10 protein-coding genes are annotated in these 15,773 nt (G+C 67.6%); 4 read left to right on the forward strand and 6 right to left on the reverse strand.

The window, feature by feature from the left end; translation table 11 throughout:
- The 3 genes from OXR60_RS03475 to OXR60_RS03485 form a co-directional block, all read right to left on the reverse strand.
- A partial coding sequence (locus OXR60_RS03475) for a LysR family transcriptional regulator (protein WP_267394378.1) occupies positions 1–857 on the reverse strand: 857 nt, incomplete at its 3' end.
- Between the two features lie 113 nt (positions 858–970).
- Positions 971–1,561, reverse strand: a complete 591-nt coding sequence (locus OXR60_RS03480; protein WP_346732022.1) for a hypothetical protein — start codon at positions 1,559–1,561, stop codon at positions 971–973.
- A gap of 71 nt (positions 1,562–1,632) precedes the next feature.
- Positions 1,633–2,622: a sterol desaturase family protein gene (locus OXR60_RS03485; protein WP_267394095.1), complete on the reverse strand. Its 990-nt coding sequence runs from the start codon at positions 2,620–2,622 to the stop codon at positions 1,633–1,635.
- Positions 2,623–3,017: 395 nt separating this feature from the next.
- On the opposite strand from OXR60_RS03485, the gene OXR60_RS03490 reads away from it, so the two are divergent.
- From OXR60_RS03490 to OXR60_RS03505, 4 genes are read left to right on the forward strand one after another with little or no spacing between them, the layout of a single operon-like run.
- Positions 3,018–4,340 carry an efflux RND transporter periplasmic adaptor subunit gene (locus OXR60_RS03490; protein WP_267394097.1) on the forward strand — a complete coding sequence of 441 codons (1,323 nt, stop codon included), beginning with the start codon at positions 3,018–3,020 and terminating at the stop codon, positions 4,338–4,340.
- A 13-nt stretch (positions 4,341–4,353) separates the two neighbouring features.
- On the forward strand, positions 4,354–7,470 hold the full coding sequence (locus OXR60_RS03495) for an efflux RND transporter permease subunit (protein ID WP_267394100.1): 3,117 nt from the start codon (positions 4,354–4,356) through the stop codon (positions 7,468–7,470).
- Entirely contained in the window at positions 7,467–10,802 is a 3,336-nt protein-coding gene (locus OXR60_RS03500; RefSeq protein WP_267394103.1) for an efflux RND transporter permease subunit, read from the forward strand. The genes OXR60_RS03495 and OXR60_RS03500 overlap by 4 nt, the downstream gene beginning before the upstream one ends.
- On the forward strand, positions 10,799–12,340 hold the full coding sequence (locus OXR60_RS03505; protein ID WP_267394105.1) for an efflux transporter outer membrane subunit: 1,542 nt from the start codon (positions 10,799–10,801) through the stop codon (positions 12,338–12,340). The genes OXR60_RS03500 and OXR60_RS03505 overlap by 4 nt, the downstream gene beginning before the upstream one ends.
- Before the next feature lie 62 nt (positions 12,341–12,402).
- Here OXR60_RS03505 and OXR60_RS03510 read toward each other — a convergent pair whose 3' ends face one another.
- From OXR60_RS03510 to OXR60_RS03520, 3 genes are all read right to left on the reverse strand, one after another.
- Positions 12,403–12,714 (reverse strand): hypothetical protein, encoded by a 312-nt coding sequence (locus tag OXR60_RS03510; protein WP_267394107.1) that lies wholly within the window; start codon positions 12,712–12,714, stop codon positions 12,403–12,405.
- Between the two features lie 123 nt (positions 12,715–12,837).
- Positions 12,838–13,236 carry a hypothetical protein gene (locus tag OXR60_RS03515; protein WP_267394108.1) on the reverse strand — a complete coding sequence of 133 codons (399 nt, stop codon included), beginning with the start codon at positions 13,234–13,236 and terminating at the stop codon, positions 12,838–12,840.
- A 67-nt stretch (positions 13,237–13,303) separates the two neighbouring features.
- Positions 13,304–15,772 carry a caspase family protein gene (locus OXR60_RS03520; protein ID WP_267394109.1) on the reverse strand — a complete coding sequence of 823 codons (2,469 nt, stop codon included), beginning with the start codon at positions 15,770–15,772 and terminating at the stop codon, positions 13,304–13,306.
- Position 15,773: the final 1 nt, after the last annotated feature.

Raw genomic sequence — 15,773 nt, forward strand, 5'->3', positions numbered from 1 at the left:
CGTGACGGCTCGGCGCGGGCGAGCAGGAAGATATCGTAGGACGGCTCGGCATCGGCGTGGAGCAACGGCCACAGCCGCCCCTTGGCGACCGCCTCTTCAGCCGCCAGCACGGGCACGAAGCCGATGCCGACGCCGAGCGTGATCAGGCGGATCGCCTCGTTGATGTCCTCGGCACGGCCGGTGGCGCGGCCGCCGAGCCGATAGCGTCGCCGCAGCCGGGTGATGGTGTCGAGCTCGTCCTCCCCGGTGAGGACGAAGCCCTCGTCCTTGAGTTCGCCGAGCCGCTCGACCCGGTGCCCGAACAAGGGATGGCTGCGCGCGCAATAGAGCTGCTGGCGTTCGACGAACAGCGGTTCGTAGACCAGCCCGCCGCGCACCGCGCTGTCATAGCCGACGCCGATCTCGGCCTCGCCATGTTCCAGCGCATCGAGCACCGCCCGCCACGGCGACACGCGGATCTCGATGTGGATGTTGGGGTTGCGGCGGTGGAAGCTGCCGATCGCCTCGTCGAACTCGGGCGAGGAGACGGCGGAGATGAGCTGGATGCGCACCACGCCCTCGATCCGCTTGGTCGCCTGGGCCACCTGGTGGGGCACCATCCGTGCCGCTTCCAGCATTTCCTCGCACAAGGCGAGCAGCGCCGTGCCTGCCGCCGTCGTCTCCACCCCTGCCGACGAGCGGTTGAGCAGTTGCACGCCGACCTGCTCTTCGAGACGCTTGAGCGCGGCGCTGATGCTCGGCTGCTGCTTGTTGAGCCGGCGCGCCGCGGCCCCGATCCCGCCCGCGCGCACGATCTCGACGAAGGTGCGCAGCAGGTTCCAGTCGACCCGGCTGGCGAACGTCTTGTCAGGCAGCATCACGTCGACCAAATGCCAAGCTCCACGATCCCGGGCCGGGCACCTTTAGCTGTGCGGGGTCGATCCGCAACGTGGTTGCCGGCTGATCGGGATACGGGAAGCGGGGCGAGCGATCAGGCGCCGATCAGGCTTTTCCTGAACAGCGCCTTGATCCGCCGATCCTCGAGGATCCGCCCGATCACGTAGAGGGCGGCGAAGATACCGGCGAAGACATAGCCGGTGGTCGGCGACGGCTTCTTGTCCTTCTCGGCGCCCTTCTTCTTGGACTTGTCGGGCTCGGGCGCGCCCAGCGCCTTGTCGATCGGGTTGAGCGGCACGGGCGTCTTCTTGGCGTCTGGCTTCTTGCCCTTGGCTTCAATATTCGGTTTCTCGAACTTGCCGACGAACACCGTCGCCTGCGCAAAGAAGAGGAACAGCAGCGGCGCGAGGAAGCAGAACAGCAGCGCGCGGCTGGCGAGGCGATAGCGCAGCACCGGCCCGGCCTCGCCCTGCTCGATCCGCAGCACGCCGCCGTCGAACACGGCCATCTTGTCCTGGGCCGCGGCCTCCTTCTTGCTGAACGTCAGCGTCTCACCGGTGCGGTCGCGGCTGGTGCCGCGCTCGCGAAACAAGGGGTCGAGCCGATCGAATGCGTCATCGCTTGACTCGCCGGGGGCGAGCGGAAGGCTGCCCGTGACGTGCCAGATCCCGTCGAACCGCGACAACAGGGATCGGTGGGGAGCAGTGTCCGCCGGCGCGGTGAACGGCAGGGCGGACGCCGTTGACGTGGCGCCGGTCACTCGGCCGGCACCGCGGCGCCGAGGTTGCCGCGGCCGAAGCGATCCTTGATGCTCTTCCAGCCTTCGGTGAAGGTATAGGTCATCGTCTCCTTGATCGACATCGGGCGACCGCCCTCCATGCCGAGCAGTTCCGCCTCGCCGTCGACGCAGGTGCCGAACATGCGGTCGATAATCACCCAGGTGTTGGAATAGTTGCTGCGGCTGGCCTCATAGTCCTGCGAGTGATGGACGCTGTGATGCTCGGTGGTGTTGAACATGAAGCGCCACCAGCGCGGCGAGTTGAAGCGGACATTGATGTGCTGATAGGTGCCGACGGCAAGGCCGAAGGCGCCGGCGAGCAGCGCCGCCCGCGGCACGAAATCGAAGAACCCGCCGACGCCGAGCCCGATCAGGAACAGCTCCACCGGGTTGCCAACCGCGCCCTTGTTGACGTTGAGCTGGGTGATGTAGTGGTGCGGTGCGTGGGCCAGCCACAGGGGATGCCAATTGTGCATGCCGCGGTGCATCCAATATTGGCCGAAATCGAACACGAACGAGATCAGGAACGCCTGCAGCAGCAGCGGCAGTCCGGTGAACCAGGCGAACTTGTCCCAGTTGAAGGCGTGCTGGACCGCCTCGATCATCACGCCGTCGCCGATGTAGGAATCGACCATGCGCAGCACGGTGAAGCCGAGGCCGACATAGAACAGGTCGCTGGTCAGCTCCTTCCAGGTCAGCCGCCAGCTCTCGTGGCGCGGGGTGAGCCATTCGAGGCCGAGCAGCAGCACCTTGAAGCCGACGCCGATGCCGATCGCGGTGGAGGCCTTGGCGATCGAGTTGGGCGCATAGAACCAGAAGGCGATCAGCGCGAACAGCATGGTCGGCTGGAACCAGGTGAAGAAGATCTGCTTAACCGGGCCGCCTTCGACCTTGGGGATATTCTCCCACCCGACGGTAACGGGCGCCTGCGCGCCGATCACCCGCTTGCCTACGCGAACACCGTCCATTGCCACCCCGTTCCGCCAAGTTGCAGAAAAGAGAATGTCCCAAATCGCGCCGTAACGTCATACGTCATCGAACGTATAAGCGGGTGTCGTGGCGTTGCTCAGGCTCAGGCGCTGCCGACCGATCGAGCCCACAGCTTGTCCCGCGCCTGCGTCACGCGGGCATAGACGCGATCGGCGCCTTCGTCGGCGCACCATGAGATCCTTCGCCAACAAAGTCGGGGGAGAGTCGCCGACAACAACGTAAAGCGCCGCGTGGGCACGATGTGTAAGCCGGCGTTCAGGTTTGTGGCCTCACGGCGCGACGACCCGCTGCTCATCACCGCAGAATCGCAATTTGCAGTTCACAACCCTCGCCATTTCCCGGCAATAGAGTGATCGACTGGCACGGAGGATCAATGACCGCTCATCTTTCCGACAGCGACTACCATCCTGACGAACATATTCCCGCCCCGTCGCCCGCGCTCACCCGGCGCGGTCGTGTGACGAGCTGGATCGCGGGGCTGATCGGGCTGGTGCTGCTGATCGCGCTGGCCGTGTGGCTGTCCGGCCACGCGGCAAGTGGTGGAAAGGGCAAGGCGGGCGCCGGTCGCCAGGGCGGTCGTAGTCGCGGCGGCGGGGGTCCCGGCGGCGGCATGAACCAGCCGACCACGGTCGGCACCGCCAAGGCGGTGGCGGCGGATCTGCCGATCGAGATCGAGGCGCTCGGCACCGTGACGCCGGCAGCGACGGTGACCGTCCGCCCGCAGGTGTCGGGCACGATCACCCAGCTGCTCTATCGCGAGGGCCAGCGGGTGAGCCGTGGCCAGGTGCTCGCGGTGATCGATCCGCGTCCCTATCAGGCCGCCCTGCTCCAGGCGCAGGGCGCGCTGCAGCGCGATCAGGCGCAGCTCACCAACGCGCGGCTGACGCTGCAGCGCTATCAGACGCTGCTCAAGCAGGATTCGATCGCGCGCCAGGACGTCGATACCCAGGCGGCGACGGTGCAGCAGCTCCAGGGCACCGCCAACGTCGATCGCGGCGCGGTGCAGACGGCGCAGATCAATCTCGGCTATACCCGCATCGTCTCGCCGGTCGCCGGCCGGGTCGGGCTGAAAGTGGTCGATGTCGGCAATTACATTGCCGCGGGCGACACCAACGGGCTGGTGGTGGTCACCACGCTGCAGCCGATCGACGTCGAATTCGCCGTGCCGCAGCAGCAGGTGCCGATGATCCAGCAGCGCGTCGGCCAGGGCGCGCGCATCCCCGCGCTCGCGCTCGACAGCACGCGCAGCCAGACACTCGACAGCGGCGCCTTCTCGACCCTCAACAACCAGGTCGACACCACCACCGGCACGGTGCGCGGCAAGGCGCGGTTCGCCAATGCCGCCAACCAGCTCTACCCCAGCCAGTTCGTCAACGTCCGGCTGACCGCGAACACCGTGCAGGGCGCGGTGACGATCCCGCCCTCCGCCGTGCGCTCGGGCCCCGATGGCAGCTTCGTCTGGCTGCTGAAAGGCGATCGCACCGTCACCGAACGCAAGGTCAAGACCGGCGCCACCACCGCCGACAGGGTGCAGGTGACGCAAGGGCTGGCGCTCGGCGAGACGGTGGTCACCGATGGCGGCGACCGGCTCAACGAGGGCGCCAAGGTCGCGCTGCCGGGCGATCAGCCGGCATCGGGCGGCAAGAACGGTAGCAAGCACCGCCGTGGTGGCGCCGCCTCCGCCGCGAACGGCTGAGGATCACGCCACCATGGGTCCGTCCCGCCTCTTCATCCTGCGCCCGGTCGCGACCGCCTTGTTCATGGTCGCGATCGTGCTCGCCGGGCTGGTCGGCTTCCGATCGCTGTCGCTGTCGGCGCTGCCGGGAGTGGATTATCCGACCATCCAGGTGACGACGCTCTATCCCGGCGGCAGCCCCGAGGTGATGAGCCAGACGGTGACGGCGCCGCTGGAGCGCAATTTCGGCGAAATGCCGGGGCTGTCGCGGATGGAATCCACCAGCTCGTCGGGCGCGTCGGTGATCACCCTCCAGTTCAACCTGTCCGAAGGCCTCGATGTCGCCGAACAGGAGGTGCAGGCGGCGATCAACGCCTCGCAGGCGCTGCTTCCGGCCGATCTGCCTGCCCCGCCGGTCTATGCCAAGGTCAACCCCGCCGACGCGCCGATCCTGACGCTGGCGATCACCTCCAAGACAATGCCGCTCACCCAGGTGCAGTCGCTGGTCGACACCCGGCTGGCGCAGAAGATCAGCCAGGTCTCGGGCGTCGGGCTGGTCGGACTCGCGGGCGGGCAGAAGCCGGCGATGCGGATCCAGGCCGATACGCAGAAGCTGTCGAGCTATGGCCTCAGCCTCGCCCAGGTGGAAACGGCGATCTCCAACGCCAACGCCAATGCGGCCAAGGGCAGCTTCGACGGCCCCAGCCGGGCCTATCAGATCAACGCCAACGACCAGCTCGAGAGCGTCGACGATTACAAGAACCTGATCCTCACCTACCAGAACAGCGCCCCGGTCCGCCTCAAGGACGTCGCCAACGTCGTCGAGGCCGCCGAGAATGCCCGGCTCGGTGCGCTCGCCAACACCACGCAGGCGATCATCCTCAACGTCCAGCGCCAGCCCGGCGCCAACGTGATCGCCACCACCGACGCGATCAAGCAGCAGCTTCCCGATCTGCTCAAGAGCCTGCCCGCCGGGCTCGACGCGACCGTGCTCGCCGATCGCACCACCGGAATCCGCGCCTCGGTGCACGATGTCGAATTCGAGCTGCTGCTCGCGGTGATGCTCGTCGTGCTGGTGATCTTCTTCTTCCTGCACTCCGCGCGCGCGACGCTGGTCGCGGCGCTGGCGGTGCCGATCAGCCTGATCGGCACCTTCGGGGTGATGTACCTGCTCGATTTCAGCCTCGACAACCTCAGCCTGATGGCGCTGACGATCGCGACGGGCTTCGTCGTCGATGACGCGATCGTGATGATCGAGAACATCCAGCGCCACATCGAGGAAGGCATGACCCCGTTCGACGCGGCGCTGCGCGGGGCGGGCGAGATCGGCTTCACGATCATCTCGCTGACGGTGTCGCTGATCGCGGTGCTGATCCCGCTGCTGTTCATGGGCGACATCGTCGGCCGGCTGTTCCGCGAGTTCGCGGTGACGCTGGCGGTGACGATCCTGATCTCGGCGGTGGTGTCGCTGACGCTGACGCCGATGCTGTCGGCGCGCTGGCTCAAGCGGCCGGAGGAAGAGCGGCCAAGCCGCATCGCCCAGCGGTCGGCACAGGGGTTCACCTGGGTGGAAGCCCGCTATGCGCGCGGGCTCGATTGGGTGCTCGCCCGGCGGTTCGCGACGCTGATGGTCGCGATCGCGACGCTGGGGCTAACCGTGCTGCTCTACCTCGTCATCCCCAAGGGGCTGTTCCCCACCCAGGATACCGGGCAGCTGCAGGCTCGGATCATCGCCGCCAACGGCGTGTCCTACGACCGCATGACGCAGCTCCAGGCGCAGGCGGCGCGGCTGATCCTGCAGGATCCCGCGGTCGCCTCGCTATCGTCGTTCGTCGGCGTCGACGGGTCGAACAACGCCGCGCTTAATGCGGGCACGATGCTGATCAACCTCAAGGACGATCATGGCAGCCAGGCAAGCGTGATGAACCGGCTGAAGGAGGACGTCGACGGCGTGCCCGGGCTGACGCTCTATCTCCAGCCAACCCAGGACCTGACGATCGACGCCGAGAGCGGCCCCACCCAATATCGCATCGCCGTGCAGGGGGCGAACACCGCCGACGTGACCGCGGAGACCAAGCGCATCGTCGCCGCGCTCCAGCATGTCGCCAAGATCGCGAACGTGTCGAGCGACGCCGGCGCGACCGGGCCGTCGGCGGTGGTGACGCTTAACCGCGACACCGCGAGCCGGCTCGCGATCACCGCCTCCAGCCTCGACGACACGCTCTATTCGGCGTTCGGCCAGCGCATCGTCTCGACGATCTTTACCGAGACCACGCAATATCGCGTCATCCTCGAGGCGGCGCCCGGGCTGGTGAAGGACCCACAGTCGCTGGGGCTGCTGCACCTGCCCGCGAGCGGCGGCGCCACCCCGCTCAATGCGGTGGCGACGATCACCGAGGGCCAGTCGCCGCTGTCGATCACCCATGTCGGCCAGTTCCCCGCGGCGACGATCAACTTCGATACCGCGCCCGGCGTGTCGCTCGGCACCGCGAGCTCGGCGATCGAGGCCGAGCTGACCAGGCTCCAGCTGAAGCCCGGCATCACCACCGTGTTCCTCGGCGCGGCAGGCGCGTTCTCGTCGTCGCTCAACAACCAATTGTGGCTGATCCTCGCCGCCGTCGTGTGCGTCTACATCGTCCTAGGCGTGCTCTACGAGAGCTTCATCCACCCGGTGACGATCCTCTCCACCCTGCCCTCGGCGGCGGTCGGCGCGCTGCTCGCCTTGTGGGTGACGGGCCATGACCTCGACATCATCGGCATCATTGGCATCGTGCTGCTGATCGGCATCGTGAAGAAGAACGCGATCATGATGATCGACTTCGCGATCGCTGCCGAACGCGACGAGGGACTGGCGCCGGCCGCGGCGATCCGCCAGGCCGCGATCCTACGCTTCCGGCCGATCCTGATGACGACACTTGCCGCGCTGTTCGCCGCTGTGCCGCTGATGATCGGCCTCGGCGAAGGCGCCGAGCTGCGCCGGCCGCTCGGCATCGCCATCTTCGGCGGGCTGATGGTCAGCCAGCTGCTGACGATGTTCACCACCCCGATCGTCTACCTCTATTTCGATCGCGGCCAGCAATGGTTCGCCCGGCGCGGCTGGGGGGCCAAGCACACGCCCAACGTCGGCCCCGAATCCGAAGCCCACGCGTGAACCTGTCGGGTCCCTTCATCCGCCGTCCGATCGGCACCATGCTGCTGACGATCGGGCTGGCGCTGGCGGGGATCGCCGGCTTTTTCAGCCTGCCGGTGGCGCCGCTGCCGCAGATCGACTTCCCGACGATCAGCGTCAGCGCCAGCCTGTCGGGGGCGAGCCCCGAAGTGATGGCGCAAAGCGTCGCGACCCCGCTCGAACGGCGATTGTCGGCGATCGCCGGGGTGACGGAGATGACCTCGCAGAGCTCGCTCGGCTCGACGCGGATCAACATGCAGTTCGACCTGTCGAAGAACATCGACGGCGCCGCGCGCGAGGTGCAGGCGGCGATCAACGCCAGCCGGGTCGACCTGCCCGCAACGCTCAAGCAGAACCCCACCTACCGCAAGGTCAACCCCGCCAATCAGCCGGTGGTGACGCTGGCGCTGACCTCGCCGACCAAATCGGCGGGGCAGATCTATGACGCCGTCTCCAACATCGTCCAGCAGCGCATGCTGCAAATCCAGGGCGTCGGCGACGTCGAGGTCGGCGGCGGCTCGCTCCCGGCGGTGCGGGTGGACGTCAATCCCTATCGCCTCAACGCCTATGGCATCGCCATGGAGGATGTGCGCGCCGCGATTCAAGCCGCCAACGCCAACCGGCCCAAGGGGCTGCTCCAGGGCACCGGCGCGCGCGCGTGGCAGATCTACACCAACGCCCCCGGGCGCGTCGCCGCCGATTACCGGCCGCTGATCGTCGCCTGGCGCAACGGCGCCGCGGTGCAGCTGGCCGATGTCGCCGAGGTCACCGACAGCGTCGCCGATCTCCACACGCTCGGGCTGTTCAACGGACAGCGCGCGGTGATCGTCAACATCACCCAGCAGCCCGGCGCCAACCTCATCCAGATGGTGGACGCGATCCGGGCGCAATTGCCCGGGATCCAGGCGGCGATCCCCGCCGACGTCAAGCTCGACGTGGCGATGGATCGCACCAGCTCGATCCGCGCCTCGATCCGCGAGATCGAGATCACGGTGGTGATCGCGCTGATCCTGGTGGTGCTGGTGGTGCTCGCCTTTTTGCGCGACTTACGCGCGACGATGATCCCGGCGATTGCGACGATTGTGTCGCTGCTCGGCACCTTCGGAGTGATGTACCTGATCGGCTTCAGCCTCAACAATCTGTCGCTGATGGCGATCACCGTCGCCACGGGCTTCGTGGTGGATGACGCGATCGTGGTGCTGGAGAATACCACCCGGCACCTCGAAACCGGGATGGGCCGGTTCGAGGCGGCATGGAAGGGCGCCTCGGAAGTCGGTTTCACCGTGCTGTCGATCTCGTTGAGCCTGGTCGCGGTGTTCATCCCCCTGCTGTTCCTTGGCGGGATCATCGGCCGGCTGTTCCGCGAATTCTCGGTCACGCTGTGCGTCGCGGTGCTGATCAGCCTGGTGCTGTCGCTCACCACCACGCCGATGCTGTGTGCCTGGTTCCTGCGCCCCGGCGATGCCGCGCAGGAGCGCCACCCGCAGGGCCGGCTCGCGCGCGGCTTCGAGCGCGGCTACCAGCGCATCGAGCGCGGCTATGCCCGGGCGCTGGACTGGGCCTTGTCGATGAAGCGGCTCGTTATCCTCCTGCTGGTCGCGGTGATGGGGCTCACCGTCTACCTCTACATCGTCGCGCCCAAGGGCTTTTTCCCGCAGCAGGAAAGCCCGTTGATCATGGCCGGCGTGCGCGCCGACGAGAGCGTTTCCTTCCAGTCGATGCAGGGCAAGCTGCAGCAGGTGGTCGGCATCATCCACCATGACCGCGCGGTGCAGAACGTGGTCGGCTTCACCGGCGGCAGCCGCGCCGGTGGCGCCTTCATCCTGATCGCGCTGAAACCCGTCGAGCAGCGCCCGGGGCAGAAGAGCACGATGGTGATCGAGCGGCTCCAGCGCGCCCTCCAGCCGGTCACCGGCATCCGCCTGTTCCTGACGCCGATCCAGGATCTGCGCGCCGGCGGGCGCCAGGGCAATGCGACCTATCAATATACGCTGATGGCCGATTCGATGGCCGATCTTAAGACCTGGGCACAGAAGCTCAACGATGCGATGGCCGCCGACAAGACCTTCACCAACGTCGACAGCGATCTCGCCGAGAACGGCGTGGAAAGCTATGTGACGATCGATCGGGACGCCGCCTCGCGGCTTGGCATCACCCCCCTCGCCGTAGACAACGCACTGTACGACGCGTTCGGCCAGCGCAGCGTCGCCACCATCTACGAAGACATCAACCAATATAGCGTGATCCTTGGCTGGCGGCAGGACGCGACCACCGGCCCGCACGCGCTGCCCGACGTGCGCGTGCCGGTCGCGGCGGCGACGCCGACCGCCATCGCCGCCAATAGCGCGAGCAGCGCTACCAGCACCGGCCAGACCAGCGGCACCGCGACAACGACGACCGGCACCACCGCGGCGACCGGGACAATCGGGGCGACCGGCACCACCGCGGCGACCGCCACGACGGGCACCACCACAGCGGTCTCGCCCAACCCCGCCTTGCGCGATGCCTCAGCCGGATCGACGCTCAGCACCGCCGCCTCCACCATGGTCCCGCTCACCGCCATCTCCACCACCGGCCAGGCAGCCACCGCGGCAAGCATCAATCACCAGGGGACCGAAGTCGCGGCCACCATCTCCTTCGATCTGCCCCCCGGCAAGACGCTCAGCCAGGCCGCCGAGGCGATCGCCGCGGCCGAGGCGAAGATCGCGATGCCCACCTCGGTCCACGGCACCTTCGCGGGTACCGCCCTTCAATATCAGCAGCAGCAAGGCTCGCAGCCGCTGCTGATCCTCGCGACGCTGGTGACCATCTACATCGTGCTCGGCATGCTCTACGAAAACCTGATCCACCCGATCACGGTGCTCTCGACACTGCCGGCCGCCGGAGTCGGCGCCGTGCTGGCGCTGATGATGTTCGGGATGGAGTTCGACATCATCGCGCTGATCGGCGTCTTTCTGCTGCTCGGCATCGTCAAGAAGAACGCGATCTTGATCATCGATTTCGCGCTTGCCGCTCAGCGCGACCGCGGGCTGACGGCCGAGGCTGCCGCCCGCGAGGCGAGCCTGCTGCGCTTCCGGCCGATCCTGATGACCACCCTCGCCGCGGCGCTCGGCGCGCTGCCGCTGGCGATCGGCTTCGGCGAGGGCGCCGAGCTGCGCCGGCCGCTCGGCGTCGCCATCATCGGCGGGTTGATCGCCAGCCAGCTGCTCACGCTGATCACCACGCCCGTCGTCTATGTCGTGCTCGATCGGCTCTCGCGCCGCCGACGCCGCGACGGCACCCGTCGCTCCCGCTATCACGAGTTGCCCGCATGATCCGTCGCCCGCTCAGCCTCGTCGTCTCCCTGCTGCTCGCCGGCTGCTCGCTGGCGCCCGACTATCACCGGCCGCAGGTCGCGGGCGATGTCGCGCCGCAATGGAAGACGGTCGCCGGCTGGCGCCCGGCCAACCCGTCCGACGGCGCCCCGCGCGCCGATTGGTGGACTGCGTTCAACGACGCGACGCTCAACGAGCTGGCAGTGCGGCTCGACCAGCACAACCAGAGCCTCGCCCAGGCGCTCGCCACCTATCGTGAGGCGGTGGCTGCAACACGCGAGGCGCGCGCTAGCCTGTTCCCGACCATTTCGGCCAATGGCGCGGTGACGCACAGCTATTCCGGATCGGGCAATGTCATCACCGGGAGCGTGATCAGCTCCACCACCGGGACCAGCACAGGTGGCACCACCACCGGCGGCACCAGCACGGGAACGGGGACCAGCACCGGCAGCATCGTCAGCCGCGGCAATTCGAGCAGCAGCTATCGGCTCAATCTCCAGGCGAGCTGGCAACCCGATTTCTTCGGCCAGCTGACCAACACGGTGCGCAACGCGCGCTATACCGCGCAGGCGCGTGCCGCGGATCTCGCCAACACCCGGCTGACGCTGCAGGGCGAGCTGGTCAGCGACTATCTGTCGCTCCGCGAGGCGGATGCCGATATCGCCAGCCTGCAGGCGACGGTGACCGGCTACGCCCGCGCGCTGCAGATCTCCACCAATCGCTACAATGCCGGGATCGCCGCGCGGACCGACGTGTTCCAGGCCCAGTCGCAGCTGGCCAGCGCGCAATCCGACCTCGAGGCCGAAACGCGCACCCGCTCGCAGTTCGAGAATGCGATCGCGGTGCTGATCGGCGAGAATCCGGCGACCTACCGCCTGGCCTCGCTGGGCATGCGCTGGACCCCGGTAGTGCCGGACATGCCGGTGTCGCTCGCGTCCGATCTGCTCGAGCGGCGGCCCGACATCGCCTCGGCCGAGCGCCAGGTGGCCGCCGCCAATGCCGAGATCGGCGTGGAGCGGGCCGCGTTCTTCCCCACCGTATCGCTCACCGGCAGCGGCGGAGTGGAGAATGGCGCCTTGTCCGGGCTGTTCAGCGCCGGCGCGCTGCTCTGGTCGGTGGGCGCGCAGGTGACGCAGACCTTGCTTGATTTCGGTGCGCGCAGCGCTCGCGTCGCGCAGGCGCGCGAGGCCTATAATGCGACGGTCGCCAATTACCGCCAGGTGACGCTGACTGCCTTTCAGGAAGTGCAGGACGATCTGATCGCGGTGGAGGTGCTGGCGCGCCAGGAGGCCTATCTGCGGACCGCCAGCCGCGCCGCCGACCAATCGGAGGCCTCTTTGCGCAACCAATATCTTGCCGGCACCGCCATCTACACCGACGTGGTCACCGCGGCCGCCACCGCGCTCACCGCGCGTCGCGCGCTGCTGCAGGCCCAGCTCGACCGCCAGAACGCCGCGGTGGCGCTGGTCCAGGCGATGGGCGGCGGCTGGACCGATCCGGTCGCGGCGGAGCCCGAAGTCAACCCCCAACCAAGATAGCGGGCGGCGATAAGTAAACCAGGCCGTTCAATCATCCGCCTGGTTGGTGACCGAACGGCGGACTACACCGTTGGCAGGGCGGTGGAGGCATCGACATGGATCCGGCGCGCCGATGACGCAGTGCTGCGCCGCCAGCGGGCGCTGACCGTCACCTCGTCGAACAGGTGCTTGCCCCAGAATGTTATGGCAACACCGATGCTGGCGCTCAGCAAGCCGCCGGCAGCAAACGCGAGGGCGGACAGGTCGGGCGTGCCCAAGGCCGTGGGCGGCGCGGCGAACAGTTGCGCAATCGCGGCATAGGCGAGCGCACAACAAGCCAGGCCAACGGCCCGCAACCCAAGATCAGCCTTCCAGGAACGATGCCGTTTTCCCACGCCACAATCCTCATTGTGGCAAGCCAGCTATCCGCCGGGACGTAGCAATGCGAGATCGATTTCCGGAAAAACCATAGTGCCGGCGTAGCGCGGTGACGCAGCCGCAATGTCATCCGCCGCTGCCTAGGGCAGACGCCGTCCGCAAAAGCCGGCACCCGGATCAAGCGGCGATGGCACGGGTTGTCCGGTAGCCTGCGCGAAGGTCGGATGATCGACGACCCGCAGGACCACCGTCGCGTCAGCATGCGCGATAGATAGCGAGCGGACGTGCAGCAGGTCGATCGTCGCATAGCCGTCCGCCGTCGGCGTGCCGAGGTATGCCCGGAGGCAACCGATGACCACGGCCGGCAGGATTGCCGGCTCGCCATGCCGGACATGAGCCGTGATGATCAGCCCCTCGTCCGGCCCGAGAACGCCGAGCCAGGCTGCTTCGCCGGCGGCGAGTGGCAGCGCGAAACAATCCCCCGGCTTCATGGCGGCGATCGGCAGCACGCCGAGGCTGGTCGGCAGCGAGCCGATCACCCCTGTCGCCGGTTGCACAAAGCGCTGCGCGGAGACGATCATGTCGCCAAGGCGCAGTCCTTCCGAACTAGGTTCCCATCGGGAGGCTATTCCCCGACTCCTCGACGGCACCAGTGTGGTGCACGGTCAGTTCCACCGCAGAGGGAGGGATGCCCATCGCGACCGCTCGGGCGACGGCCGTGGCGTTGCCCTCATCCGCCAGCTTTTGATGGTCAACCGGATCCGGTGCTGCCGCGCCGAGGGAGGCGAACGGCAAGTCGATCGCCACCGGCATCGTCACGGCAGTAGAAACGGCAGGCGCGAGCCGTTCTGCCACTGCCTTGGCGAAGGCGGCCCGAGTTGTTGCATCCTCCGACCAGCTGAAGAAAGGCGTTGTTCCGGTGGTCGCCTGAACCTGTTGCCAAAGGGTGGCCGAAATCAGCCCGGGCTGCTGCGCGCTGCCGGCGACCAGCAGACGCCAGCTCCGCTCGTACATCGGCGGCCCCTTAATCGCCTGCGGCGGTGCGATGCTGCCATCTCCACAGTGCAGCGCCAGCGCCTCGACATCGGGATGATCCGGGCCGAGCAGATCGCGCAGTTTCTGAACCAAGGTTTCCATCAGGCCCGGGCCATATTCGTTGCCGGCGCCCTGGTTGAGGAGCAACAGATGGCCGCCGATGATGCCGACCAGGGGGTTGGCGAGATCACCGTTTACCGCCTCCAGCAGCCACTCGCCGACGATCGGACGCTCGTCCGCCAGCGCGACCGTCAGCCGCTCGCTCAGCAGATCGGCGGCGCTGTCGGGCGCCGCCTCAGGACGCCGCATGATCAACGACACGCGCGGTCGGGTATCGGATGCGCCGCCGATCGTCGCCCGCAGCAGATAACAGTCCAGCCGCCAGCCGTTAGGCGGCAGCACCAGTGACTGCGCGATCGTCTCGCCGGCATCGGTACGGAAGCGCAATTGGTAATGGCCGGGGTCCAGGCGGATCAGGCAGGCCGCCCACGGGTCGTGGCTGGCATCCTCGTTGCGAACACCGTCATGCGCCAGATCGGCGATGAGCGTGCCGGCAGCGGTCCATATCTCCACCCCCCGCCAGGGCGGCGCGCCGCCTGCGGCGGCTCCTTCCTCGCGATAGCGGCGGGCCATCACGAACAACTCGGCACCGCTGCCGCAGGTGAGGTCGGGTGTGCCGCAGCGCACGGCCGCCTGATGATAGTCGTGGCTGGCGCGCGACGCGGGCAAGGGCGCAGCGGTGGTCATCGCCGGCATGTCCGGCACATTGTCGTCCGTCTGCGGCCAATCGGCGTCGAGCAGGATCACCTTCTCGACCATCTGTCGTCCGCTCTGGATTCGCATCTCGTAGAGACCGTAAGGAAGCTGCGACGACAGGCGGCCGATGCCGGTGTCGACGAGTTGCCAGCGCTCGCCGAACAGCCGGATCTCGGGATCGGCCTCGGGCGGGTTGATGGTCAGCTGGTAAGGTCCAGGTCCCGCGGCCATGCGCGGCGGCGGACCGCGCTCGCTGAGCGCGACGGCGATTGGACGGGTAACGGCGAAGCCGTGACGGATGCCATCGTCGGTTTCCGCCAGGTAGAGGCCGGGCTGCAGATCGAGCGCGAGCGTTGTCCCCGCCGGTACGTCGAGCCAGGCACCGGGGACCGGCGGATGCCCCGACCAGAGCCGCATCCGGGCGCCGGCCGATGCCGGCAAGGTCAGCGTCACGGCATAATCGGGCGGCTGCAGGCCGCGCGCGAAGATCAGCGCCTGATCCTCCTGCAGCAGCGCCGGCATCTTGGCCAATGACGGGTTGATCCGATCGGCATCGTCGAACCAGCTGAGCTGCGTTCGGCGCAGCCAGTCTCCGAGCGAGCGGCCGGTGACGCGGCCGAACTGGTCGGCTGCCGCGCCGTGCAGCCCCTCGACCAGATTGTAGGTGAAGACCCCGCGCCATGGGTCGGTCGCCTCCGGCAGCTGCTTTTCGAGGGCGAGCAGCGGACGCGGCGCCGCCATCGCGATGAACGTCGGGCCAGGGGCGCTCCGCGTGCCGATGAACCTGTCGGCCGGTGCGTCATTCGGCGGGACAAGCGCAACTCGCTCCATGCAGGCATCCATCCACAACACGCATTCGCGGAAATAGCCGGCATCCTGCAGCCACTCGATCCACGACGATGGCGAGATGTGGATCGTCCGGCTGTCTGTGGCGGTGCCGGCGATCAGGCAGGCCTTGAATTGCGACGAGAAGCCGTGCCCGGACATGTAGAGGTAGAGGCGCTGGCCGACCCGCCACCCCCGCTGGCCGCCGTCCCGTTTCGACATCAGCCACTCGAATGCCGCGTCGAGTTGCTCCTTGCTCGGCGCCGCGGGTGGCACGGTATAATCGGCCGAGACGATCTGGAAGATGTGGTCGGCGTCATCCAAAAGCGCGCCGCCGGCCGGATCGATGAGCCATTTTCTCACCGCGGCGACGTCCATGGCCGGCCCCTCCAGCTTGCGGAAACTCTCCGCATATTGGGAGATACCGAAAAGAAGCGCGTAATGATCGGCGTTGGTCATC

Origin of the sequence: Sphingomonas sp. GC_Shp_5 (genome assembly GCF_026540855.1) — a bacterium.
In the GTDB taxonomy this organism is placed as follows: Bacteria; Pseudomonadota; Alphaproteobacteria; order Sphingomonadales; family Sphingomonadaceae; genus Sphingomonas.

Excerpts from the sequence above, each read along its gene's own strand:
- OXR60_RS03485 (WP_267394095.1), bottom strand. The coding sequence starts at position 2,622 with ATGGACGGTGTTCGCGTAGGCAAGCGGGTGATCGGCGCGCAGGCGCCC.
- OXR60_RS03490 (WP_267394097.1), top strand. The coding sequence starts at position 3,018 with ATGACCGCTCATCTTTCCGACAGCGACTACCATCCTGACGAACATATT.
- OXR60_RS03495 (WP_267394100.1), top strand. The coding sequence starts at position 4,354 with ATGGGTCCGTCCCGCCTCTTCATCCTGCGCCCGGTCGCGACCGCCTTG.
- OXR60_RS03505 (WP_267394105.1), top strand. The coding sequence starts at position 10,799 with ATGATCCGTCGCCCGCTCAGCCTCGTCGTCTCCCTGCTGCTCGCCGGC.
- OXR60_RS03520 (WP_267394109.1), bottom strand. The coding sequence starts at position 15,772 with ATGACCAACGCCGATCATTACGCGCTTCTTTTCGGTATCTCCCAATAT.